This window comes from Enterobacter sp. MGH 16 (assembly GCF_000493175.1).
Taxonomy (GTDB): domain Bacteria; phylum Pseudomonadota; class Gammaproteobacteria; order Enterobacterales; family Enterobacteriaceae; genus Enterobacter; species Enterobacter roggenkampii.
Window position 1 is genome coordinate 992,647 of the sequence record NZ_KI535695.1, and the last position, 21,746, is coordinate 1,014,392.

Annotated in this window: 25 protein-coding genes and 1 pseudogene; 18 read left to right on the forward strand and 8 right to left on the reverse strand. The window is 50.0% G+C overall.

Annotated features, from left to right (window positions below):
- Nucleotides 1-10 precede the first annotated feature (10 nt).
- From gpG to L362_RS17855, 11 genes are all read left to right on the forward strand, one after another.
- Entirely contained in the window at nucleotides 11-442 is a 432-nt protein-coding gene (gpG, locus tag L362_RS17890; RefSeq protein ID WP_023343871.1) for a phage tail assembly chaperone G, read from the forward strand.
- A gap of 50 nt (nucleotides 443-492) precedes the next feature.
- Nucleotides 493-765, forward strand: coding sequence for a phage tail assembly protein T (locus tag L362_RS0122780; protein WP_032637677.1), 273 nt, complete (start codon nucleotides 493-495; stop codon nucleotides 763-765).
- Nucleotides 749-3,889 (forward strand): phage tail tape measure protein, encoded by a 3,141-nt coding sequence (locus L362_RS17885; protein WP_023343872.1) that lies wholly within the window; start codon nucleotides 749-751, stop codon nucleotides 3,887-3,889. The genes L362_RS0122780 and L362_RS17885 overlap by 17 nt, the downstream gene beginning before the upstream one ends.
- 3 nt (nucleotides 3,890-3,892) lie before the next feature.
- Complete coding sequence (locus L362_RS17880) at nucleotides 3,893-4,240, forward strand: phage tail protein (protein WP_023343873.1); 348 nt, start codon at nucleotides 3,893-3,895, stop codon at nucleotides 4,238-4,240.
- A complete protein-coding gene (locus tag L362_RS17875; protein ID WP_023343874.1) occupies nucleotides 4,237-4,992 on the forward strand; it encodes a phage minor tail protein L in 756 nt (251 codons plus the stop codon). The genes L362_RS17880 and L362_RS17875 overlap by 4 nt, the downstream gene beginning before the upstream one ends.
- A gap of 1 nt (nucleotide 4,993) precedes the next feature.
- Entirely contained in the window at nucleotides 4,994-5,710 is a 717-nt protein-coding gene (locus tag L362_RS17870; RefSeq protein ID WP_023343875.1) for a C40 family peptidase, read from the forward strand.
- Between the two features lie 82 nt (nucleotides 5,711-5,792).
- Entirely contained in the window at nucleotides 5,793-6,122 is a 330-nt protein-coding gene (gene yecR / locus L362_RS0122785; protein ID WP_225828840.1) for a YecR family lipoprotein, read from the forward strand.
- Nucleotides 6,123-6,164: 42 nt separating this feature from the next.
- Complete coding sequence (locus L362_RS17865) at nucleotides 6,165-6,764, forward strand: tail assembly protein (RefSeq protein WP_023343877.1); 600 nt, start codon at nucleotides 6,165-6,167, stop codon at nucleotides 6,762-6,764.
- Nucleotides 6,765-6,817: 53 nt separating this feature from the next.
- Nucleotides 6,818-9,991: a TipJ family phage tail tip protein gene (locus L362_RS17860; protein ID WP_023343878.1), complete on the forward strand. Its 3,174-nt coding sequence runs from the start codon at nucleotides 6,818-6,820 to the stop codon at nucleotides 9,989-9,991.
- Entirely contained in the window at nucleotides 9,985-10,290 is a 306-nt protein-coding gene (locus L362_RS23680) for a hypothetical protein (RefSeq protein WP_032637679.1), read from the forward strand. Before L362_RS17860 ends, L362_RS23680 begins: the two co-directional genes overlap by 7 nt.
- On the forward strand, nucleotides 10,287-10,928 hold the full coding sequence (locus tag L362_RS17855) for a hypothetical protein (protein WP_023343879.1): 642 nt from the start codon (nucleotides 10,287-10,289) through the stop codon (nucleotides 10,926-10,928). The genes L362_RS23680 and L362_RS17855 overlap by 4 nt, the downstream gene beginning before the upstream one ends.
- On the opposite strand, the gene L362_RS24565 is transcribed toward L362_RS17855, so the two are convergent.
- Nucleotides 10,878-11,264, reverse strand: coding sequence for a hypothetical protein (locus L362_RS24565; RefSeq protein ID WP_155249599.1), 387 nt, complete (start codon nucleotides 11,262-11,264; stop codon nucleotides 10,878-10,880). The genes L362_RS17855 and L362_RS24565 overlap by 51 nt on opposite strands.
- A gap of 108 nt (nucleotides 11,265-11,372) precedes the next feature.
- On the opposite strand from L362_RS24565, the gene L362_RS25065 reads away from it, so the two are divergent.
- Nucleotides 11,373-13,352 (forward strand): hypothetical protein, encoded by a 1,980-nt coding sequence (locus L362_RS25065; RefSeq protein WP_023343880.1) that lies wholly within the window; start codon nucleotides 11,373-11,375, stop codon nucleotides 13,350-13,352.
- Entirely contained in the window at nucleotides 13,342-13,656 is a 315-nt protein-coding gene (locus L362_RS25020; protein WP_023343881.1) for a tail fiber assembly protein, read from the forward strand. The genes L362_RS25065 and L362_RS25020 overlap by 11 nt, the downstream gene beginning before the upstream one ends.
- A gap of 101 nt (nucleotides 13,657-13,757) precedes the next feature.
- Here the strand turns inward: L362_RS25020 and L362_RS17850 are convergent, their stop codons facing one another.
- Nucleotides 13,758-14,024 carry a DinI family protein gene (locus L362_RS17850; protein WP_023292714.1) on the reverse strand — a complete coding sequence of 89 codons (267 nt, stop codon included), beginning with the start codon at nucleotides 14,022-14,024 and terminating at the stop codon, nucleotides 13,758-13,760.
- A gap of 99 nt (nucleotides 14,025-14,123) precedes the next feature.
- Here L362_RS17850 and L362_RS17845 point away from each other — a divergent pair, with 99 nt between their 5' ends.
- The 3 genes and pseudogenes from L362_RS17845 to L362_RS23690 form a co-directional block, all read left to right on the forward strand.
- Nucleotides 14,124-14,363 (forward strand): hypothetical protein, encoded by a 240-nt coding sequence (locus L362_RS17845; protein ID WP_023343882.1) that lies wholly within the window; start codon nucleotides 14,124-14,126, stop codon nucleotides 14,361-14,363.
- A 41-nt stretch (nucleotides 14,364-14,404) separates the two neighbouring features.
- Complete coding sequence (locus L362_RS17840; protein ID WP_023343883.1) at nucleotides 14,405-14,653, forward strand: hypothetical protein; 249 nt, start codon at nucleotides 14,405-14,407, stop codon at nucleotides 14,651-14,653.
- Nucleotides 14,654-14,906: 253 nt separating this feature from the next.
- Nucleotides 14,907-15,077 (forward strand): annotated as a pseudogene (locus L362_RS23690) (NADP-dependent isocitrate dehydrogenase); the annotation flags it as partial.
- 122 nt (nucleotides 15,078-15,199) lie between these two features.
- Here the strand turns inward: L362_RS23690 and L362_RS17835 are convergent.
- From L362_RS17835 to L362_RS0122810, 3 genes are all read right to left on the reverse strand, one after another.
- Nucleotides 15,200-16,333 carry a phage integrase Arm DNA-binding domain-containing protein gene (locus L362_RS17835; RefSeq protein ID WP_023343884.1) on the reverse strand — a complete coding sequence of 378 codons (1,134 nt, stop codon included), beginning with the start codon at nucleotides 16,331-16,333 and terminating at the stop codon, nucleotides 15,200-15,202.
- Nucleotides 16,323-16,559 (reverse strand): excisionase, encoded by a 237-nt coding sequence (locus L362_RS17830; RefSeq protein ID WP_023343885.1) that lies wholly within the window; start codon nucleotides 16,557-16,559, stop codon nucleotides 16,323-16,325. The genes L362_RS17835 and L362_RS17830 overlap by 11 nt, the downstream gene beginning before the upstream one ends.
- A gap of 302 nt (nucleotides 16,560-16,861) precedes the next feature.
- Nucleotides 16,862-17,185, reverse strand: coding sequence for a chromosome partitioning protein ParB (locus L362_RS0122810; protein ID WP_230469166.1), 324 nt, complete (start codon nucleotides 17,183-17,185; stop codon nucleotides 16,862-16,864).
- Between the two features lie 67 nt (nucleotides 17,186-17,252).
- Between L362_RS0122810 and L362_RS17825 the strand changes: the two genes are divergently transcribed.
- A complete protein-coding gene (locus tag L362_RS17825; RefSeq protein ID WP_023343886.1) occupies nucleotides 17,253-18,383 on the forward strand; it encodes an RNA-guided endonuclease InsQ/TnpB family protein in 1,131 nt (376 codons plus the stop codon).
- Nucleotides 18,384-18,431: 48 nt separating this feature from the next.
- Here L362_RS17825 and L362_RS0122815 read toward each other — a convergent pair whose 3' ends face one another.
- From L362_RS0122815 to L362_RS0122820, 3 genes are read right to left on the reverse strand one after another with little or no spacing between them, the layout of a single operon-like run.
- Complete coding sequence (locus tag L362_RS0122815; protein ID WP_023343887.1) at nucleotides 18,432-18,959, reverse strand: hypothetical protein; 528 nt, start codon at nucleotides 18,957-18,959, stop codon at nucleotides 18,432-18,434.
- A complete protein-coding gene (locus L362_RS17820) occupies nucleotides 18,946-19,980 on the reverse strand; it encodes a hypothetical protein (protein ID WP_023343888.1) in 1,035 nt (344 codons plus the stop codon). The genes L362_RS0122815 and L362_RS17820 overlap by 14 nt, the downstream gene beginning before the upstream one ends.
- Nucleotides 19,980-20,339, reverse strand: a complete 360-nt coding sequence (locus L362_RS0122820) for a hypothetical protein (protein ID WP_023343889.1) — start codon at nucleotides 20,337-20,339, stop codon at nucleotides 19,980-19,982. The genes L362_RS17820 and L362_RS0122820 overlap by 1 nt, the downstream gene beginning before the upstream one ends.
- Nucleotides 20,340-20,596: 257 nt before the next feature.
- Between L362_RS0122820 and L362_RS17815 the strand changes: the two genes are divergently transcribed.
- Entirely contained in the window at nucleotides 20,597-21,403 is an 807-nt protein-coding gene (locus L362_RS17815; protein WP_023343890.1) for a hypothetical protein, read from the forward strand.
- The last annotated feature ends 343 nt before the right edge of the window (nucleotides 21,404-21,746 follow it).

Consider the following 21,746-nt stretch of genomic DNA (forward strand, 5'->3'; position numbering starts at 1 on the left):
GGAAGGACGCATGTTTCTGAAAAAAGATAAGTTCACCTGGCAAACAGAATCACTGACCATCTTCGAGCTGTCGGCGCTGCAGCGTATTGAGTACATCACGTTTATGGCCGCAGAGGAAAAGGCCGTCAGCGCTGACAGCGACGGCATCAGCGATCAGGAAATGACGGCCAGGCTGATTGGCTCCAATATTCGCTGCGGTGCGCGTTTGATCGCGATGTCTTTGTGGCATAACGATCCGGCTGGAACGGATGTGGAAACGCTTTATCAGCAGGTCCTTAGCGGATGGCCGCCGGAGGCGATCGGTAAAGCAGAAATGGAAATAAAGCTGCTCTCCGGCATGCTCGTTCCGGTTGAGGATGACAATGATGCCGATCCGGATGCCTCTGCGGAGGCCGAAAGCGCTGAGCCCGTTACGGCGGAAAAGCCCTTGCCAGCGAGCTGAAGTTTGTCCTGAATCTGGCGCGCGAGTTCGGGCGACCCGACTGGCGCGCCATGCTGGCTGGAATGACTTCCAGTGAGCTGGGCGACTGGCACCAGTTCTATCGGGAGCATTATTTTCAGGACGCGCAGCTCGATGCGCATTTCTCAGAGCTGCTTTATTCCATCTCCACTCTTTTCTTCCGTGACCCGGAACTTACCCCCGCACATTTCAGCCTGCTTTCTCCTTCCGGAGTCGCCATCAGCGATGATGAGCCGGATGATGATGCGCTGATGACCGCCGCTGAGGGGATAACAGGAGGTATCCGATATGGCCCAGCAGATTAGCGATCTGGTTATTAAGCTGGATGTTGACCGCGCAACCTTCAGCGAGCAGGTCGCCCGAATCAAAGGGCAACTGACAGGAATGGCGGATGAGTCTGATAAAGTTCAGGCGCGAATGCAGCGTGCTGCGGACCGTCAGAGCGCTGCACTAAAGAGTGTGGGCGACGCTGGCGCGGCGGCGGCCGCAGACATGAAAGCCCGTCAGTCGGCCGCAACGGAAGGGCTGACCAAAGACTGGCAGAGCGTTTCAAAGTCCGTTGATGAAACTCACCGCCGCGTTACCGAGCTAAATCAGCGCATGCGTGAGAATGACGGGCAGGCCGCAGCGCTTGCCCGTCGACAGGATGAACTGGCGGCATCCTTTTTCCGCCAGATTGACGGCGTTCGCCAGCTCAATGGTGAAACACAGTCGCTTGCGAACGTACAGGCGCGCTTTCGCGCAGCCAGGGCACAGGGCAACATCACCCAGCAGGATTATCTCGCCCTTATTTCCCGCACCACGGCCCGGCAAAAAGAACTGCAGATCGTGGATGAAAAATCGGCCGCAGCGCGCACGCGATTCCTCAGCCAGCTGAAGCAACAGGTTGCAGAGCAAAAGCTCTCCGATACCGAGCTGCTGCGCATGAAGGCGGCGCAGGTCGGTGCCAGCGATGCGGCTGAGGTCTATATCCGCAAGCTTGAAGCTGCCAAAGTGGCCACGCACGGTCTGGGGCTGCAAAGTGCTGCTGCCCGGCAGGAGCTGGGGGTACTTATCGGCGAGGTCATGCGCGGTAACTTCGGTGCGCTGCGCGGCTCCGGGATCACGCTGGCGAACCGGGCAGGATGGATAGACCAGCTACTGTCGCTGCGCGGCCTGGGGATCGCCGGCCTGGTTGGTGGGATTACCGCGGCGGTATTCGGGCTGGGTAAGGCCTGGTATGACGGCAGCAAAGAGTCTGAGGAATTTAACAGGCAGCTGATCCTGACCGGGAACTACGCGGGGAAAACGTCAGGGCAGCTTCAGGCGCTGGCGCGCTCGCTGGCCGGTAATGGCATCACGCAGCATGCCGCTGCAGGCGTGCTATCGCAGGTCGTTGGAAGCGGCGCATTCAGCGGGAATGACGTCAGCATGGTCAGCAATGTTGCCGCCAGGCTGCAGCAGGCTACCGGGCAGGCCGTTGACGAAACCATAAATCAGTTTAAACGACTGAAGGATGATCCGGTTAACGCGGTCGCTACGCTCAACGATTCCCTTCACTTTCTGACGGCCACCCAGTATGAACAGATAGCTTCTGCTCAGGCGCTGGGGGATTCGCAGAAAGCTGCCGAGCTGGCCATGCGGGCATATTCCGACGCGGTCATTCAGCGCGCCGGGGCGGTCGAGGATAATCTTGGCTCCCTCGAAAAAGCCTGGAACTGGGTGAAGAATGCCGCATCCGTCGCATGGGATGCGATGCTTGGCATAGGGCGCAATCCTGACACCGCGATGAAGCGCCAGGATTCTTTTGCTGAATGGCAGGCAGCAGAGAAAGAGTACCGTGCGCTGTCCAGCAATCTTAAGGTCGACCCGGATTATGCCGGTAACAACGTTCTGCAGAAAGCTGATGCGGAAAGGCTCAGAAACGCGCGCCAGCAGGTGGAGCTGAAAAAGCAGGCTTACGATCTTGCCGATCAGCAATACGCCCAGGAAGGGCTGGCAGCCGCGCGGGAAAAAATGCGGACGGACCAGCAGGCTCAGGCAATCCGCAACCAGCAGCAGTTTAACCAGCTGGTGGAGTCCGGCGCGACGGCGGCAGAAAAGCGGGCTTCAGCAGAGAAAAAGCTCATTCAGCTTATTGAGAAAAACCGCCAGGATGCGAAAGACGGTGTCGCCACGCTGTGGACTGAAAAAGACATTGCCGCGGCCCACGCCGGGATTGAAAAGCAGTTTAAGGACGTCAAAACGCCGAAAGGCAAAAGCTACTCAACGCCCGCCGGAGACAAGGCCGAGGAAAAGGCCCAGGCCGAACTCCTCACCCTTCAGGCCCAGCTTAAAACGCTCGAGCAGCATACCAGCGTAAACGACGTCATAAGCAAACAGCGTCAGGACCTCTGGCAAACTGAAAATCAGTTCACCGTTCTGCAGGAGGCTGCTGGTCGTCGTCAGCTTACGGCGCAGGAAAAATCCCTGCTGGCGCACAAGGAAGAAACGCTCGAGTACAAGCGGCAGCTGGCCGACCTGGGCGATAAGGTTGCCAGCCAGCAAAAGCTCAACCAACTGGCCGATCAGGCCGTGAAGTTTGAGCAGCAGCAAAAAGCCGCCAGGGCGGGCCTGCAGGCTCAGTCTGAGGGAGTATCCACTCGCGAGGCCGGACGACAATCCACCCTGCAGCGTCTCAGTGAGAGCTATTCCTACAATCCTCAGGCGCAGCAAAAGGTTCTCGAAGAGCAAAGGGCAACGTTTGAGGCTGAAGATGCCCTGCGCGCAAACTGGCTTGCCGGTGCTAAGCAGGGCTGGGCTGAATATCAGGATTCAGCTACAAACGTTTTCAGCTCCGTTCAGCAGATTTCACAGGCCACATTCACCGGGCTGGCGGGCCAGCTCACCAGCCTTGTGACAACCGGCAAAGCCAGCTTCAGGGACTTCACCACCTCGATCCTCAAAATGATAGTAAACGTTATTAACCAGCTTCTGGTGGCTTACGCAATCCAGAGTGCAATGGGCTGGATAAGTAGCGGAACTAATACGGCCTCTGCAGGTCAGTCATTCGCGGTACCGTCTTTCCGGCCCACGGGCTATGACGTGGGTGGTTACACAGGGCATGGCGGTAAGTATGAGCCTGCAGGTGTTGTCCACCGGGGAGAGTTCGTCTTCACCAAAGAGTCGACCAGCCGTATTGGTGTGGCAAACCTTTATCGCCTGATGCGCGGTTATGCAACGGGCGGACTGGTTGGTGGTGGTAATGCCGCTGCTGCTGGTATGGGTGGCGTTAGTGTTTATGCCCCTGTTTCAGTTACAACCGGGCAAGCCGGCGATCAGATGCAGCAACAAAATAGTGGTGCACTCGCTCAGGCCTACCAGAAAGTGGTCGATCGCTCTGTGCGGGAGGGGATAGCCCGTGAAATACGGCCTGGTGGGATTATCTGGAATGCTAATAAACAGAGGTAACTGATGGCCATAGAGCATTTTGCATGGAAGATTCAGGCAGCAAGCCAGCCCACTCTGAGCAGCAAAGATACAGTCAGAACGGCGCAGTTTGGTGATGGATACAAGCAGGTAAGTGGTTCTGGCCTGAACGATGAGGTTCTTAATTATGCCTTTTCTTTTACTGGCGATCCGGTAATTGCCAGGGAGATTCATTCATTTCTGCGGAGGCATAAAACAAAGTCTTTCACATTCACTCCACCTGGTGGTGATTTAGCCCTCTGGCGTGTTGAGGCAGATAGCCTTCAGCGAGTCACCCTGAATAAAAAAGTGGAAACCGTAACCGCAACTTTTGAACAGGCATTTGCACCATGAGCCTTAATGCTGATTATCAAAAACTCGAGCCGGGCAATGAAGTCCGGCTTTTTTCTGTCGATGGTACGGCCTTCGGTATGTCAGATGTGCTTTTCTTCCATGCACATAATATCGCTCATACACCAGAAGAGATTGAAGCTGCTGGTGGGGATGAAAGTAAACTGCCTGCGAAATCCATCTGGTGGCAGGGGCAGGAATATAAAGCGTGGCCCTGCCAGATTGAGGGGATTGAGGTTTCCACCAGTGGGAGCAGCGCGCAGCCTAAATTATCGGTGGCTAACCTCGACAGCTCTATAACTGCGCTCTGTCTTGCCTATGATGATCTGTTGCAGGCGAAGGTCACGATCCATGATACGTTGGCTAGCTACCTTGATGCCCTAAATTTTCCAGGCGGGAACCCCACGGCAGACCCTACTCAGGAAAAGGTGAAAGTATTTTACATTGATGCAAAGAGCAGTGAAACCAACGAAGTTGTTGAGTTCACGCTATCCAGCCCGATGGACCTGCAGGGGCAAATGATCCCTACGCGGCAGCTTCATTCTCTGTGCACCTGGTGCATCAGGAACAAGTATCGCACCGGCGACGGCTGCGACTATGCCGGAACCCGATATTTCGACAAAAACAACAATCCGGTAAGAGATCCGTCGCTGGATGAATGCAACGGCACGCTGACGGCTTGCAAACTCCGATTCGGTGAAAATAACGAACTCTCGTTTGGTGGCTTCCCGGGCACGTCTTTGATCAGGAGTTGATATGCGTCAGAAAACCATCGATGCGATTATGGCGCATGCTGCAGCTGAATATCCTCGCGAGTGTTGCGGCGTGGTGGCGCAGAAAAGCCGCGTTGAGCGGTATTTCCCTTGCCGGAATCTTGCCGCGGCGCCGGAGGACAATTTTGTCCTTTGCCCGGAAGATTACGCAGCTGCTGAGGACTGGGGGACGGTGATCGCCATCGCTCATAGTCACCCTGATGCCACGACACAGCCGAGCGAACTGGATAAAGCGCAATGCGATGCAACGCTTTTACCCTGGCATATCGTTAGCTGGCCTGAGGGGGATTTACGCACCATCCAGCCGCGCGGAGAACTTCCGCTGCTGGAGCGTCCATTCGTGCTTGGTCACTTCGACTGCTGGGGGCTGGTAATGAGCTATTTCCGGCAAACACATGGTATTGAGTTGCACGACTACCGGGTTGATTATCCCTGGTGGGAAAACGACTATCCGGACAACTTCTATCAGGATTGCTGGTATGAGTGCGGATTCCGTGAATTCGACGGGCCACCGAAACCCGGCGATATGGTGATCATGCAGGTCCAGGCTGATAAGTGGAACCACGCTGGAATACTACTGGATGGAAACATGCTGCTGCACCACTTATACGGACATCTGAGCCAGCGGGTGCCGTATGGAGGTTACTGGCAGGAAAGAACAGTTAAGTTATTGCGTTATAAAGATTTATTTATGTATTAAATTATGTCATCAAAAATTATTCTTATATTGCAGCCAGATTGAATGGTGTTAAGATATTTCTGATTGTAATCAAGGGAAATAAATGATGAAGAAAATAGTCCTGATAGTTTTAACTACCATGATTTTATCTGGTTGCGCGGTTCGAAAGGAAATGGTCCCTATGGGGGGAAGCAAGGCCGATGGTACTGTGAGAATGGGTTATACAGTCGGTCAATTTGAAAAGCCTGTTGTTGACCTTAATCAAGCCGCATCTTTAGCCGCCCAAAAATGTAAAACTTGGGGATATGAAGGTGCAGAACCTTTTGGCGGACAAACTAGCCAGTGTGGACAGATGGATGGTTTTGGGAGTTGTATTATGTCCAACGTATCTGTCGAATATCAGTGTACCGGCGGTAAAGCTGCACAAAATTGATATTTAAACCGCTTCGGCGGTTTTTTTATGTGTGGAAATTGTATGAAAGAGGTTATGAGTCGAATTGAACTTGGCGGAGTTCTTGGTAAAACGTTTGGAAAAGTTCACCATCGCCTGATTTCCCGTGTGAGCGAGGCTGGTGTCGCACTCGCGAAGACCATTCCTGGATTTGAGCAGTTTATGATTTCCAGCCAGCGTCGTGGGCTTACATACTCTGTATTTAAGGGTAAAAAAAACATTGGCGAGGATGATCTTGGCTTTCCGGTTACCGGTGACGTTATCCGCATCGTTCCGGTAATCATTGGCAGTAAAAAAGCGGGGGTATTACAAACAATCCTCGGCGCAGTACTGGTCGTTGTCGGGGTAGCTGTTGGCTATTTTTCAGCAGGTACGTTATCTGCTGCCGGGTATGGTGTCGCACAATTTGGTGCGGCGATGATGGTCGGCGGGGTTGTGCAAATGCTTTCTCCTCAGCCAACCGGACTGGCCAGCAAACAGAGTGCAGATAACCGCGCCTCATACGCTTTCGGTGGCGTGACAAACACCGCTGCACAGGGCTACCCGGTACCGCTGCTTTATGGTCGCCGGCGAATCGGCGGAGCGATTATCTCAGCCGGTATTTATGTCGAAGATCAGCAGTAGATAACAAACCTTTTTTCAGGCCACCTTCGGGTGGCTTTTTTTATGGGCGCAATATGGCTACAGAAAAAGTGTTAAAGGGCCGCAAGGGCGGCAGCTCAAGTTCCCGAACCCCTACCGAACAGCCTGATGATCTGCAATCTGTAGCGAAGGCAAAAATCCTCGTTGCGCTTGGGGAAGGGGAGTTTTCAGGGCAGCTAACCGGCAAAAATATCTACCTGGACGGCACGGCGCTGCAGAACTCCGACGGCTCCCAAAACTTCAGCGGCGTGACGTGGGAGTTTCGCGCAGGAACGCAGGCGCAAAATTACATCCAGGGCATTCCAGGTACCGAAAACGAAATCAGTGTTGGTACCGAAGTATCCAGCACTACAGCCTGGACGCGCACATTCACCAATACGCAGCTTTCAGCGGTTCGCTTGCGTCTGAAATGGCCGTCACTCTTTAAACAGGAAAACGACGGAGATCTGGTCGGCTACTCAATCAACTATGCTATCGACCTGCAGACTGACGGCGGTATCTGGCAGTCGGTACTCAATACCAGCGTGACCGGGAAAACGACATCAGGTTACGAGCGCAGCCACCGAATTGATTTACCGCAGGCGGGCAGCACCTGGACTATCAGACTGCGTAAGATTACAGCCGATGCCAATAGTGCGAAGATCGGCGACACGATGACGCTGCAGAGCTTCACTGAGGTGATCGACGCCAAACTGCGCTACCCGAACACAGCATTGCTGTATATTGAGTTTGATTCAAGCCAGTTCAACGGCTCTATCCCGCAGATCTCATGCGAGCCACGCGGGCGCGTTATTCGCGTTCCTGATAACTACGATCCTGAAACCAGAATCTACTTAGGCATATGGACCGGGGCGTTTAAATGGGCATGGACCGATAACCCAGCGTGGATTTTTTACGACCTGGTGGTTTCTGACCGCTTCGGCCTTGGTCACCGGCTCAGCGCGGCAAATATCGATAAATGGACGCTGTATCAGGTGGCTCAGTATTGTGATCAGAGAGTTCCTGACGGAAAGGGGGGCAGCGGTACCGAACCACGGTATACCTGCAACGTGTACATTCAGGACCGGAACGACGCCTACACAGTCCTGCGTGATTTTGTTGCTATCTTCCGGGGCATGACCTACTGGGGCGGCAATCAAATTGTTGCTCTGGCTGACATGCCGCGTGATGTTGATTACAGCTATACGCGCGCAAACGTTATTGACGGTCGCTTCACCTATTCGAGCAGCACCACGAAAAGCCGATACACTACTGCGCTGGTATCATGGTCCGATCCAGATAATGCCTACGCCGACGCTATGGAGCCGGTATTTGAGCAGTCTCTGGTTGCGCGGTACGGTTTTAACCAACTGGAAATGACAGCCATCGGCTGCACCAGGCAGTCAGAGGCAAACCGAAAGGGGCGCTGGGGCATTCTCACCAACAACAAGGATCGCGTTGTTTCGTTTGATGTCGGCCTGGACGGAAACATACCACAGCCAGGCTACATCATCGCCGTGGCTGACGAACTGCTGTCCGGAAAGGTAATGGGTGGCCGCATTAGCGAAGTTAACGGTCGCGTTATCAGGCTTGATCGTGTTCCTGATGCGACTGCAGGTGATCGCCTTATTCTGAACCTTCCATCAGGAGCTTCGCAGAGCCGCACCATTCAGGCGGTAAACGGTGAATCGGTAACTGTCACAACCACGTACAGTGAGACGCCACAGCCTGAAGCAGTTTGGCTGGTGGAATCAAACGAGCTCTACGCGCAACAGTACCGCGTTGTCAGTGTGAGCGATAACAATAATGGTACCTTCTCAATCACTGCGGCATTTCATGACCCTGACAAATACGCCAGAATTGATACCGGCGCGATTATCGATCAGCGGCCGATTAGTGTTATTCCGCCGGGAAACCAGTCCGCACCAGCCAACATCGTGATCAGCTCGTTTTCTGTGGTTCAGCAGAATATCAGCGTCGAAACCATGCGCGTAAGCTGGGACCAGGCAAAAAATGCCATCGCCTATGAGGCACAGTGGCGCCGTAACGACGGGAACTGGGTGAACATGCCGCGCAGCTCGACTACGTCATTCGATGTTCCGGGCATTTATGCAGGGCGTTACCTGGTGCGCGTGCGCGCCATCAATGCTGCCGAAATATCATCAGGATGGGGGTATTCAGAAGAGAAGGCGCTGACAGGCAAAGTAGGCAACCCTCCGAAGCCTGTGGGATTCATGGCCACTGGCATTAACTGGGGTATTCGTCTGAACTGGGGATTCCCGGCAAACACCGGCGATACGCTAAAAACAGAAATCCAGTACACAGCCAACAGTGACTTTTCAGATCCGCTACTTCTGTCAGACGTGCCTTACCCATCTGCTGAATATACTCAGCTTGGACTGAGGGCAGGGCAGGAATTCTGGTATCGCGCGCAGCTGGTGGACAAAACAGGAAATGAATCAGGCTATACCGACTGGATTCGCGGCATGTCTAACGATAACGCCGATGATTATCTTGGTGATATAGCCGATGACTTCCTGAGCTCTGCTGATGGCGAACGGCTTACAAGCGATATCGATACAGATTTGGAAGCAGCACTGCAAAACGCACTGGCGAACAACGCTACGGTTGATCACCAGTGGGCGCAGTATGGTGAGGTTCGTGCTGAAATCCTCATTGTCAGAACGACAATAGCCGAAGTCGATAAAGCTATGGCTGAACTCTCCACGACTGTCCAGGCGCAAATTGAGGACGTCACGGCAACGCTTGAAGATAAGCTTACCGCAGTTGTTGATGCGGACGGCGCCACAGCGATTTATACCCTGAAGGCAGGGGTTCGCATCAACGATGTGATGTATAACGCCGGGATGTCCATTGCCGTGCTGGCTGAGGCTGGCAAACCTGTTGTGACGCGGGTCGGTTTCAACGCTAACCAGTTTGTGCTGATGAGTGGCAGTGGAGATACGCAATATTCTCCTTTCGCAGTGGTGAATGGTCAGGTGTTTATCAGCTCGGCATTCATTCAGGATGGGACAATAACCAATGCAAAAATCGGTGCTTTTATCCAGTCTAATAACTATGTCGCGGGTACTCAGGGATGGCGTCTGGATAAAAACGGTAATTTTGAAATTAACGGTGTTGCTGGCGGAGGGAGGATGATTATAAATAATCAGCTTATCCGTATTTACGACAGTAACAATGTCCTCCGTGTCCGAATGGGGTTATGGTGATGCCGCAGGGACTTCAATGTTGGGATTCAGCAGGTCGCATAGTTGTAGACCTGTCTGATTTCTCCATTCGTTATATTGGTAGTGCGAGCGTAACTTTTGCCACTGGCGAAAGTTCGAAAAGTATCCCTTTCTCCGGAGTCTCTCAGGATGGTTCATTCATTACCATTGTCACTCAGGGGCTGGACGTGAATGAGTTTTTTTGCCGCGCTTTTAACGGCGGTTTTACTGCCATGTATCTTCCGGTTAATGGGGTACCATTTCCAAGAACACTTAATGTGGAGATTTATAATTTCCAATGAGCGGATTCGAGGTTTACAACGAGAGCGGAAAAATTACAGTTGACTCAGATAACAGGGGAACACTTTTCTATGATCAGAGAGCCCTCGGCACAGTACAAGGCAAAGGTGCTTACAGAATAGATAGCCCTTTCGGAGACGGCAGTACGCTGGGCTATACACCGCAAGAGTTCTGGAATGACGGTCATTTAAGATGGTTACAACTCTCACCAAATAAGTATGGTATGCCAGGCGCCGAAATTCTTGAGGACTATGCGGGTATGATGATCCGCACCAGCAGGAATGCTGCGCTGGAGAGTGGTTATCTTGATGTTTTCAACGGTGCGGGTGAACTCATCTGGAGTGCCGTTTCAGCGTCTAAGATGCCAAGAATAATGGGGTTTTTTGATGTTCCACCTGGTTATGATCTTCAGAACAACACCTTTATCGTAACCCCAGGCTTTAACCCGTGGATTCTGGTCAATAACTGCCCTGGAAATTTAAGTGATGATGGAACTGTTGTCGGTTATTCAGGTATCACTCTGAAGTGGACCGGCTCACAATTGCATGGCCGGTACATTTCAAAAAATCAAAAAAGCTGGGGGCAAACGTTACAAAATCAGGGGATCAGAATCCCTCTTGCTCAGTTCGTTGGGATCTGACTTTGGCGGAACACGCGGATACTGAGTTGCTATCATATTTTGCTTAACACCTTTATCCGCATTGAAATGATAAATCACATTCATGCTGTCTGTTTTCTTATAACAGATATTACTGAGGCGCTTATAAATATGGCGACTAAAAACCCCATCGCTTGTATCAGAAATAACATCCATTTGTCTGGTTGCGCAGTTAATTTTCACATTAACATCGCCACCCAGTGATAAACGGGCAGCATCGACCGGATAATCCATTTGGAAATTATATTCTTTACTGTGATTAAGGCATCCAGATAGTACAAGCGGAAGTATTGCAATTAAAAAAGTTCTTAGTTTCATTTTTTAATCTTTTATGTGTTTTGCAGCATTGTAACTATTCCATGCTGCATGAACATAGATACATGCAGCATTTCTGTTTATTTTCATGTCATTTCAGGAGGTTTTGCAATGTCAGTTGGTACATTAACACTGACGAATGGCTCTGATATCGTCGCCGGTTCTGGAACCGCATTCAATACTGAACTTGCTGCAGGTGATTTTGTAGTCGCCATAGTTGGCGGTATCACTTATACGCTCCCGGTAAAATCAATTGAAAGCCCGGCATCATTAACGCTCATTCGCGCCTTTCCCGGTCCGACGCAGTCAGGTGCTGCATGGAATGCCATTCCCCGCGCCACGCAAAACCAGTTAACGGCAGAGCTGGTAGCACAGACAACGGAAGCTTTGCGTGGTCTGAACTATGACAAGCAGAACTGGCAGGCTATCTTCAGTGACGATGGTAACATCACTGTCAGGCTCCCTGACGGTTCAACGTTCTCCGGCCCGTCATGGCTGAAGATTGTCGAGTTACTTAACAGTATCGATGTGGATGCTCTGCAAATCCTGGCTGCTCAGATTCATGTGGACGCGCAACAGGTAGCTTTAGATAAGACAGAGGTTGCGCAGAATAAAACCGCCTCCGAAAGCGCAGTAACTACAGCAACGCAGAAAGCTGATGCCGCGGCTCAGTCGGAGGCGAGCGCTGCACAGTCAAAGACTGACGCGGCCCAATCAGCTCAGGAAGCAGAAGCAGATCGTATTGCCATCGGTGATGTAGAAACTGCTTTGGCTGCCATAAACGGCGTGGCCACTATCCCTCTCGGTCTGCCAATGTATTCTCCCACGCGCGCAACAATCCCCACTGGTGGCGTTGCATATGATGGACAGATATTGCCTTATGCGACCTACACCAGCGTTAAGGCTGCAATGTCCTCAGGGTCTCTTCCAGTGGTGACTAACTCTCAATGGCTGGCAGACCCTAAGCTGAGGCAGGCATTCGCAGAGGTTGATGCGGACCACTTCCGCTGCCCTGATTACAATGGTGTGCAGGCGGGCTCGATTGCGCAAGTGGCATTAACCGGTGGTACAACAGCTCAGGCTGGCATTTTTCATGGGGAAGCGCCAAACGCTAAAGGCACGATCGGCGCGTCCGGAACGGGTGTTTTTGCTAATACAGCGTCAACCAGCGGCGTATTCGCGCCCACGAATACCTATCCAAACAGCGCTCAGGCGGGAAGCGCTTCAACCACGACCGCGTCACAGGTGAGTATTGACCTTTCTAGGGCCAGTGATGTCTATAAAGATACTGCTACCGATATTCTGGCAGCGCGTGCCGTTGGTGTTATCTGGGGGCAACTCTTTGGCCGCATCAATAACTCAGGCAGCATGGATGCCGCAACACTGGCGGCAAGAATTGAGCAGGTAAACACTCGTGTAACCGATTCGATCAATAAGCGCTTTATCCGTGGTTTAGATCTGACCGTGTCGACAACGACAGTAACGGTTTCTGCTGGCGCAGCTGTGATCCCCTCTACAGGTGCTCCCCTGGAAGTATCGGCGCCAGTTACGGCAAATATTGGGGCTACCACAGCGTCAACCTGGTATCACGTTTACCTGTATTCAAACAATGGAACGCCTGCGATTGAAATCTCCACGACGGTGCCAACACCTTATGCTTATCCGGCGCATACAAAGACAGATGATACGTCACGCAGATATCTCGGCAGTTTCCGTGTTGATGCATCGAACGGCGTGCGCGGGGTTAACACGGTTGATGGAAGGGCATTTCTGCAGGGGTCATGGTACACCGTTAACCGCGTATTAGCCGGAGGGACAGCGACACCGCGAACGGCTGTAGACGTCAGCTCACTTAACCCATCCACAGCGCTTACCTGCTTACTTTCTGCCAACAACGGCGCTACCGCAGGTGTGGCTGCCATCGGCAGTACTAATGAAGCGTCAGGCGATATGATCAACATCCCGATTAACGGGAAGTTTACAGCGGAGATCCCGTTCCGCTCGTACCCTAACATTTTTTATCAATACCTGTCCGCCGTGTCTGGTGGTGGACTATTTCTCGATATTGGAGGCTATACCTATGCCAGATAAAGAATACTGGGCTGTTACAGAAACAAGTTACCGAGCGGTGAGTGGGCCTGAAAGTCTGGTAGACGGTGAAACTCTTGTAGAAGGGGCACGCCCGGTTATCCCATATCTGGATAACCTCTCCGTGCAACAAGAACAGAGAACAAAAGCTGATGCCATTATCGAATCTCTGCAGGAAGCGGTAGATGTTGATCTGGCCAGTGATGATGAAAAAGCCAGGTTGCTGGCCTGGAAGCGTTATCGTGTGCTGCTTAGCCGTGTCGATCTGCGCGCTGAAAAACCAGGCTGGCCGACACTTCCAGACTAAGGAAATAAACAGCCGCAGCCCATCAAGTTCAGGATCGGGCTACGGCTAGTTTTTCAGTATTCATACCCGTGTAATCATCACGAATATCACCAGATAGGTACTTAAAGTCCAACCTGGCGAACGGTCGGGAACTCAGAAACCAACCACATATCGGACTCTTCAAACATTTCCTCGAGCATGCGGTTCAGTTTTTCCCGATCGCTTTTGCTTGCATCGCTATTCAAGCCGTTTGCCTGCATCGGCTTTACCTTCACTTCGGCATCAGGGAAAATCTGGTGCACCCGCTTCGTCAGCTCGGCCAGAATGATCTCTCTGGCCCCTTCGAGCCCCTCAACATTACGCTTGTCATAAACCAGTTCAACAAACATACCGATCCTCTTATAAGTGAAAACTGCCTGTGCTTGATCTGTTTTCGTAAAAATACTGCTGTATATGCATACAGTCAATGAGCGAGTTAGGGTGCATTTATGCCTCGTCAACCGGATATTCGTGCTGCTTTTATTGCGGCCATACAGCAAAACCCGAAGGGCTATCTCTGTCTGCATACAGACAAGTTCATCGCTGAACTGCAGGAGGGGCACTGGCATTTCAGCCAGGCGGATGCAAATACATGGATCGAGCGATACCAGCCGGACTTCGCCGATAAGACGACAAACGGAAGCGAGAACCAGTACTGGATCCTGCGTAACATGGGGAGGGTTTTCTAATGGGATTTCCATCGCCAGCTATGGATTACCAGGAGTAGCGCATGACGATAGATGTTATCTGTGGTGTAGACAACAACTGCCGGGTTATTGAAACTTCATGCGGCTGGGCCGTTATTAAAGTCAGTCTGAATCCAGAAAGAGGGGATACGTTGCTGGTTAGCATGGATGGGAGAAACCAGTTTGTGAAGCTACTGGGTCAGGCACTTATAACAGAAGAGGGTGAGGCGATCGAAGGAGAAGCCTTGAATGATGTTACGGTGCTCGGCGTTCTTACACATACGATTAACTAGGTTAAAGACGATAAATCGCCTGTAATGTAGCGTGTAAATGTCGGTGGTTATTCCCCCATTTCCCCTATTTTTTTCATTAAGTTACATGCTGGCTGTTGTGAATGTTGCTGAGAGATCCTCTTACTAAAATGGTTATCAAAACCATAAAATAATTAAGTACAATCATCAGGTTAGCATGTGCCTAAAAATGTGTGACGAGAGCAATATTTCAGATATTTTTACTTAAAAATCAATGCATCATGAATGATTTCATGAAATACTGCTGCGTCATATGGAATGGTTCGAAGCCGCAGACCTGATCGTTAAAGGTATGGAAGGCGCGATTAACGCGAAAACCGTAACTTACGATTTCGAACGTCTGATGGAAGGCGCTAAGCTGCTGAAATGCTCAGAGTTTGGCGACGCGATCATCGCGAATATGTAATCCAGTTTCTGGGTTAAACAAGAACGGGAGCCTGATGGTTCCCGTTTTTTATTAGTTAACGAATTTCTTCCCCAAAATTTTCCCCAAAACACCTCCCCAAAACTGGCTATAAAATATCCTTTTCAAACGGCTATGACAGTCCAGTCTTTCCCCCTGTCATCATGGTATTTAGCCGTCTGCTGAGGTGATTTGTGGCCGAGTAATTTTTGCGTATCAACCCCCTGAGCCTCATACAATCTTTCTGAAAGCGAACGTTGTTCATGAAATGTAGGCGCAGTTCCCTTTTCCCATTCGATGCCGCATTTATTCCGGGCTTTTTTAAAAGATGTCGTAAGGCTACTCGATGAAACGCTGTCTCCTCTGGTTGCCTGAGAAGTCGAGTGGCGAAAGTGAACAAGGTATTTGCTTATCACTGCATCCCGGCATTTTGAAACCACATCACGAAGCGTCAACCCTAATGCATCGCATTTAAGATCAAGAGGGATGGCTAACCTTGAACCAGTCTTTTCCTGTTCGATATGCAGCATGTCGTCCCAAATATCAGAAAACTTCATTCTACAGATATCACCGAGTCGTTGTCCGGTTACCAGCGCTAGTAACATCCCACACTGTAGATAGGGCTGCATAGTTTCAGCCGCTTCATAAATTGACTTCCATTCTTCTAATGACAGTCGCTGTCTTGTAACTTTATGTCGAGGTTGCTTTGTTGCCATCGCCGGATTATATCCAGGAGGGACATATCCGGCATGCTGAGCTTCTTTAAACACATCAACCAATACTATTCGCACGACTTGCGCCATGCGACTAAAACCATCATTCTTAATTGCATCAGTGATTTCAGCTATATCAATGGTCTCGATATCTTTCAGATATCGCATGCCAGAATGTTCTCTGAACAGTCGAAGCGGTTTATTTTTCTGACGAAAAGAGTTTGGTCGTAATTCGTTATTCTTAAGGCGTTCTTCTTGAATTACGATATATTTATCAATCCATTCCGTAACAGTTATATCTGTTCTTTTCCCTTTCATCCTGGTCAGACGATCATTAACGCTAAGAATCTGACGAGTTCGCTGTTCAGCAATAATGGTGTTAGCCTCGTTAGCTACCTGTTTTGCTTCTGCCTCATCTGTTCCAAGACTATGAAAGCGCCCAGTAGTGGGGTGTTTATACTGCCAGTAAACTTTTCCTGTTCTCTTATCCAGCTTGCAATAGAGATTTGGAATGGAAATTTTATGTGTGCGTGGTCTAGCAGCCATCAGCAATGATCCGTTTTAATCTGGGGTTAGAATTTGCAGGAACAACAGGTTCGGCTATCACGCCAACGTAACGAGCCTCACGGTCTACCATCCAGTTACGTCCGACCTTAACGGCAGGCGGGACCATCATTCGGCCCTTAGCGTATTTTTTCAATACGCGTTCACTTGGCGCTTGTTCTCCAAACTCTTCTTGTGCCCAGTCGATTAATGAAATCATGCGGGACATATAATCCTCCACTTAACCGGCTGCACCCGGCTATCGCTTATAGAAAATGCAAGATGAGCAACCACCACGGAGCCCATCATTGCAGGTACGACATCTTTTTGTTTCGGTGTAATAAAGCTGGTGGACCATTTCCTTTGGCATGAGAACTGGCATCGGCACGCGGATAACCAGCTTCTTGAGCCTGTCGATTTCCCCTGCTAGCTCCAGCAGGCGGGAGCGGCAATCTTCTGCTTCCTCGCGCCACCATGCGACATCCGCTTTAAGGCGGCGAGTACGCCTCTGTTTGAGTTTGCTGGCCATGCTTATTTACCGAAAATCCATTGGTTACCAGCATGGGCTTGAAACTTAACTGAAGTATCTGGCAGCAGTAGTTCCTGCACTACCTCGCCGGTTTCGACAAAGTAATAATTGCTGTCAGTAACATTGTTAATAAATAAACCCTGTCGTTCAGCCTCACTGAGGTCACCAATTATTTTCATGACTTTTTTACCAATCGGACGATAGTCAGGCTCTACCCCGGCTAACTTTGCCGCCGCATAGTTATGGTGGCCATCCATTAAAATGGTGTATTGCTGACCACGCAGAACTATTGGGTACACAGAAACGATGAAGCGTTTAAATCTCAATGCACGGTCGACAACTTTTGCGTAATCACATTTTCCTCCTTAGTATGTGAAACCATGAAACGTGCACATGAAACGTGCATATAAATACCGGTTTTACCCGACACCAGAGCAGGCTGAGCTTTTAGCTCAGACGTTCGGCTGTGTACGTTTTGTCTACAATTCCATCCTCCGATGGCGTACCGATGCATACTACGAGCGAAAGGAAAAGATTGGCTATCTACAGGCCAATGCTCGCCTTACGGCACTCAAAAAAGAGCCTGAGCACGCCTGGCTTAACGAGGTTTCCTGCGTACCCCTCCAGCAGTCTCTGCGCCACCAACAAACAGCCTTTGCTAACTTCTTCGCCGGACGTGCCGCATATCCTGCCTTCAAAAGTAAACGGTACAGTCAGGCCGCTGAGTTCACTGCGAGCGCGTTTAAATACCGTGACGGCAAGTTGTACATGGCAAAGAGCAAGTATCCACTGGACATTCGCTGGAGCCGTAAGTTACCTTCAGCACCGTCAACCGTTAACATTTCCAGAGATTCCGCTGGCAGGTACTTCGTTTCCTGTCTGTGTGAATTTGAACCGGTATTAATGCCTGTAACCGCTAAAACTGTAGGCATTGATGTTGGCTTAAAAGATTTATTCGTCACTGACAGCGGATTCAAAACCGGCAATCCCCGCCACACGGATAAACATGCGAAGCGACTGGTGTTGCAACAGCGCAGGTTGAGCAGGAAGAAAAAAGGCTCAAAGAACCGCGCCAAAGCACGCTTAAAGGTCGCCCGACTCCACGCCAAAATCGCCGATTGCCGGATGGATAACCTGCATAAGTTGTCCCGCAAGCTGATTAACGAAAACCAAGTTGTTTGCGTCGAATCCCTCAAAGTGAAAAACATGATCCGCAACCCGAAGCTGTCTAAAGCGATAGCTGACGCAGGCTGGAGCGAATTTGTTCGCCAGCTACAGTACAAAGGGGAATGGGCAGGGCGTAGCGTTGTCGCTATCGACCAGTATTTCCCTTCTACCAGACGTTGTAGCTGTTGCGGCTTCACCATGAAAAAAATGCCCCTTGATGTTCGTAAATGGACTTGCTCTGAGTGCGGAGTAGCCCATGATCGCGACATTAACGCGGCGCGTAATATTAAAGCTGCCGGGCTGGCAGTGTTAGCCCACGGAGAGCCTGTAAATCCTGAATCGCAGCACGCGGCTTAGGTTCGGCTCGTTGAAGTGGGAATCCCCGTCCTTCAGGGCTGGGAGTAGTCAAGACTGCACTCCTTTGCGAAACTGGGCTGCGAACTCATCGAGAGCCTTTGAAACTGCGTAAGCTCCTGCTGTGCGCTGCTCTGCGTCTTCATAGCTGATTCCGTTCGACTTCATAACACAGTCAGTGTCAAACACCCCATCTAGCGATTTAAGTGCATCTGTGATTGCACTGGCCCGCACCTCAGCCAGGAAAGCGTCGGTAGTTGGGGTTTCGTTTAGAGCTTTAAGAATTACCTGTTCCCACTTATTGAAATAGACTCCATCAGGGCGAGTCGATACTAACTGACGAAGGACATCACGCATGTTCCAGTTTTCTGCAATCACTGCGTTCAACCCCGCATTCTCCGCAGCCAGCGCCGCAACATCATTGCGAACCTTACGCAGTTCCAGAACGGCAAACTGAACTGCATAAGCGAACATGGCGGAAGGGCGGTCACCTGCTTTTTCGCTATCGCGCTGCATGTTTACTGCAACAGTCATCAGTTCATCCAGTTGCTCGCCGGTCATTGGTTTATTGGCTGTCATGATTATTTTCCTGCTGCAGTTTGTGTTGCTTAACGAAGTGGGCAACAGCCTTTGACTGGCTGGCGGCAATGGTTTTGTCACCCATGTCCAGCCAAACTGTTTTTCCGCGATACAGTGAGGCCCGACCAATGTCTTTACCATCGAGCATCACATACAGAGTTCGTCCGCGAATTTCTGTGGTCGGGACTGGCTGTGACAAGCGATACGTTTCACGCGCTTCAGCAATGGCTTTGTGCTCGTCGATAATTGCCAGTGCTTCTGCCAGCGCCGCACCTTCAAGAGTGAAAACACCTTCATCACTGATTGCAGCCTGAGCCATAAGCTCAACGAAACGGCGCGCGTTTTTGATGCTGAGTTCGGGGGCGATAGAACTGCGGGTAACTTTTGATTTACCTTGTGCTGCAGCTACTGCTTTGTCATGCTGGAGAACTTCACCCGCCTGCTCGCCATACTCGCGAACGCGGTCCACAGCAACGTCAACAGACACTGCACCGGATTTAACTTCCCGCTGAACGTCATGGTTTGCTGTGCTTAGGAGTAACAACTTCTCGACTGTGGCCACGGATTTATTAACCAGTTTTGCAATTTCGCTGGTGGTCTGGTTGAACGCGTTATGAAGCTCCTGGATCACTGCTGCCTGTTCCATATCAGAAAGAGGCAGTTGGTTGTTGCTGGTCATGATGCGCGCCAGGCGCTGCACATCGCTACCGTTGAACGGCATGATGTGGATGCGGTCCACTGGCTTGCCAGCTTCAGCACAGCGCGCATAGCAGCGGCGACGGCGGTGACCTTCAACAACCCAAACGCCACCTTCATCACGGGCTATAACTTCCAGTGGTGGAACTGATCCGCCGTTCATCAGGTAGTTGAACAGGTCATCATCAGCCTGGCGGGTGCGTTCATCGTCTTCACGCTTGTCGAAACCTTCACGAACGTGGATATCGGAAAGAGCGATAAACATCCCGGTATCGGTACGCTTAATGGTCCCGTCACGGGTCATTTGCTTGAATGAGTTAGCCATTAGAGAGCAACCTCGCTATTCAAGGAAATGACCACAGGAGATAGCTCACGCAATTCTCGCTGAGCTTCCAGCAGATGCATGTTGGTAGGCGTTTTGGTATGGCGCTCTTCGATGCGGTCGCACTCTTTGGCCCAGTTGGCAACATCCTCACGCAGCGTAGCGTTCTGCTCAGCCAGTTCCTTACGCTGCGCCAACGCTTCACAGAGCGCGACGCTGGTAACATCAAGGCGCGTAGCAAGTTCGTTAACCATCCAACCGTAAGCGGCAGGAAGAAGAGGGACGGCTTTGCGAGCTGCATCAATAAGCTGCTCTCTGGTCATGCGTGGTTGTAACTTGGTACCGTTCTGTGTGGCAGTCATTGTTAGTTTCTCCTTTTAAAAGAGCGCTCTGCACAGCGCTGATTATTTCTTGAAAAATTGAGATTGATAAGGTTTAATAACTCAGATAGACAATTTCATTAAATTCCATTGCTTTTCTTTAAAATTCCATCTATTTTTCTTTCGGAATTTTGAAGTAAACTGATGATACGATTTCGTATTAAGATTTGTTATTTTTGCGCTTAAGTTTCATCAGGGGCTAAGTTTGTTTCATTACACGACAAGCAGGGATCGTATTTATGGAAAATGCAGTCAACTATGTAAATGGTAAAGTAAGAATAACATTGTGGGCATCACTGATTGCATATGGAGTATTAAATTCCATAATTTACTCTTGGTTTTTTTGGAGTAAATTCAATGTAAACATCATGCATTTTGCAACCATAAATGACTTGATGCCATTAATTATATATACAATGGCTTTGCCGTTGTTGTTAATATTTATTACGTTCCTGTTTTTGCGAGTCTGGGAATTGGTTGTTGACCATGTATTCCCAGCAATCGATGTTCTTGCTTACAGGTATGATATAAATATGCCTGCTACAATACTAATTAAGGTTATCTTGACGATATTATTTGTATTCATCATATTCTTCATTCTCCAATCAATTTACCCTTATTTTAATTTAGATATTATGCTAAATGACGATTCTGGCTTCACCAAAGGTTTGATAGGTTTTATATCTGCTATTCTAGGCTTGGTTTTATCAAGGGTTAAAACATTTTTACCTGAGATGAAAAAACATCGAAGTGTTATTTTTTGTTTCTTTTTAGCTATTCCTGGTTTAACTTACGCTTATGCAGATGATCAAGCTGGGTTTATTTTGAAAGGAATTGATACGTTCATTATTTCATCTAAAGTAGATTGTGAGCAAAAACAAGGGGAAAAATTCAGATATATTTCTACTATATCCGATAAAACAATTGCACTTTCTCTTTTAGATGGTTCAATTTGTATTTACAAATACACTCATCTGCGATTGCAGAAAGAAGGTAAAATTAATTACTCGACTATTCCACCTTCCCAGGTCTCATACAGCATGTAATAGCTAATGTGTAACAGTTTTACAGTGAGATTTTTAAAGAGCTAAGCATCCAATGGGTGCTTTTTTAATACCTGAAATTATACTTGTCTCTTACAAGGCAACACTTATCGCCACGCTGTAGAAAGGCTTCTAGCTTTCGTACGCGCTTGGCTTGATCAGTCCGGCTACAAGCTGGAATTGTCTTGCAAGGAATCCCCGGATCGCTGCGGCACTTGTGCTATATGCCGTTCTGCTAACCAAGCGATGGTCTTAAACATCATCACCCCGGCGCATAACGAGCATCACCAATAGTAATTAAATGGTCAACACCTGTAGTGATAAAAATATCACGAGTAATGTTAAC

What these genes read in the sequence shown, in the direction of transcription:
- gpG (WP_023343871.1), top strand. Translation starts at nt 11, where the DNA reads ATGTTTCTGAAAAAAGATAAGTTCACCTGGCAAACAGAATCACTGACC.
- L362_RS0122780 (WP_032637677.1), top strand. Translation starts at nt 493, where the DNA reads ATGCTGGCTGGAATGACTTCCAGTGAGCTGGGCGACTGGCACCAGTTC.
- L362_RS17885 (WP_023343872.1), top strand. Translation starts at nt 749, where the DNA reads ATGGCCCAGCAGATTAGCGATCTGGTTATTAAGCTGGATGTTGACCGC.
- L362_RS17880 (WP_023343873.1), top strand. Translation starts at nt 3,893, where the DNA reads ATGGCCATAGAGCATTTTGCATGGAAGATTCAGGCAGCAAGCCAGCCC.
- L362_RS17875 (WP_023343874.1), top strand. Translation starts at nt 4,237, where the DNA reads ATGAGCCTTAATGCTGATTATCAAAAACTCGAGCCGGGCAATGAAGTC.
- L362_RS17870 (WP_023343875.1), top strand. Translation starts at nt 4,994, where the DNA reads ATGCGTCAGAAAACCATCGATGCGATTATGGCGCATGCTGCAGCTGAA.
- yecR (WP_225828840.1), top strand. Translation starts at nt 5,793, where the DNA reads ATGATGAAGAAAATAGTCCTGATAGTTTTAACTACCATGATTTTATCT.
- L362_RS17865 (WP_023343877.1), top strand. Translation starts at nt 6,165, where the DNA reads ATGAAAGAGGTTATGAGTCGAATTGAACTTGGCGGAGTTCTTGGTAAA.
- L362_RS17860 (WP_023343878.1), top strand. Translation starts at nt 6,818, where the DNA reads ATGGCTACAGAAAAAGTGTTAAAGGGCCGCAAGGGCGGCAGCTCAAGT.
- L362_RS23680 (WP_032637679.1), top strand. Translation starts at nt 9,985, where the DNA reads ATGGTGATGCCGCAGGGACTTCAATGTTGGGATTCAGCAGGTCGCATA.
- L362_RS17855 (WP_023343879.1), top strand. Translation starts at nt 10,287, where the DNA reads ATGAGCGGATTCGAGGTTTACAACGAGAGCGGAAAAATTACAGTTGAC.
- L362_RS24565 (WP_155249599.1), bottom strand. Translation starts at nt 11,264, where the DNA reads ATGAAACTAAGAACTTTTTTAATTGCAATACTTCCGCTTGTACTATCT.
- L362_RS25065 (WP_023343880.1), top strand. Translation starts at nt 11,373, where the DNA reads ATGTCAGTTGGTACATTAACACTGACGAATGGCTCTGATATCGTCGCC.
- L362_RS25020 (WP_023343881.1), top strand. Translation starts at nt 13,342, where the DNA reads ATGCCAGATAAAGAATACTGGGCTGTTACAGAAACAAGTTACCGAGCG.
- L362_RS17850 (WP_023292714.1), bottom strand. Translation starts at nt 14,024, where the DNA reads ATGTTTGTTGAACTGGTTTATGACAAGCGTAATGTTGAGGGGCTCGAA.
- L362_RS17845 (WP_023343882.1), top strand. Translation starts at nt 14,124, where the DNA reads ATGCCTCGTCAACCGGATATTCGTGCTGCTTTTATTGCGGCCATACAG.
- L362_RS17840 (WP_023343883.1), top strand. Translation starts at nt 14,405, where the DNA reads ATGACGATAGATGTTATCTGTGGTGTAGACAACAACTGCCGGGTTATT.
- L362_RS17835 (WP_023343884.1), bottom strand. Translation starts at nt 16,333, where the DNA reads ATGGCTGCTAGACCACGCACACATAAAATTTCCATTCCAAATCTCTAT.
- L362_RS17830 (WP_023343885.1), bottom strand. Translation starts at nt 16,559, where the DNA reads ATGTCCCGCATGATTTCATTAATCGACTGGGCACAAGAAGAGTTTGGA.
- L362_RS17825 (WP_023343886.1), top strand. Translation starts at nt 17,253, where the DNA reads ATGAAACGTGCATATAAATACCGGTTTTACCCGACACCAGAGCAGGCT.
- L362_RS0122815 (WP_023343887.1), bottom strand. Translation starts at nt 18,959, where the DNA reads ATGACAGCCAATAAACCAATGACCGGCGAGCAACTGGATGAACTGATG.
- L362_RS17820 (WP_023343888.1), bottom strand. Translation starts at nt 19,980, where the DNA reads ATGGCTAACTCATTCAAGCAAATGACCCGTGACGGGACCATTAAGCGT.
- L362_RS0122820 (WP_023343889.1), bottom strand. Translation starts at nt 20,339, where the DNA reads ATGACTGCCACACAGAACGGTACCAAGTTACAACCACGCATGACCAGA.
- L362_RS17815 (WP_023343890.1), top strand. Translation starts at nt 20,597, where the DNA reads ATGGAAAATGCAGTCAACTATGTAAATGGTAAAGTAAGAATAACATTG.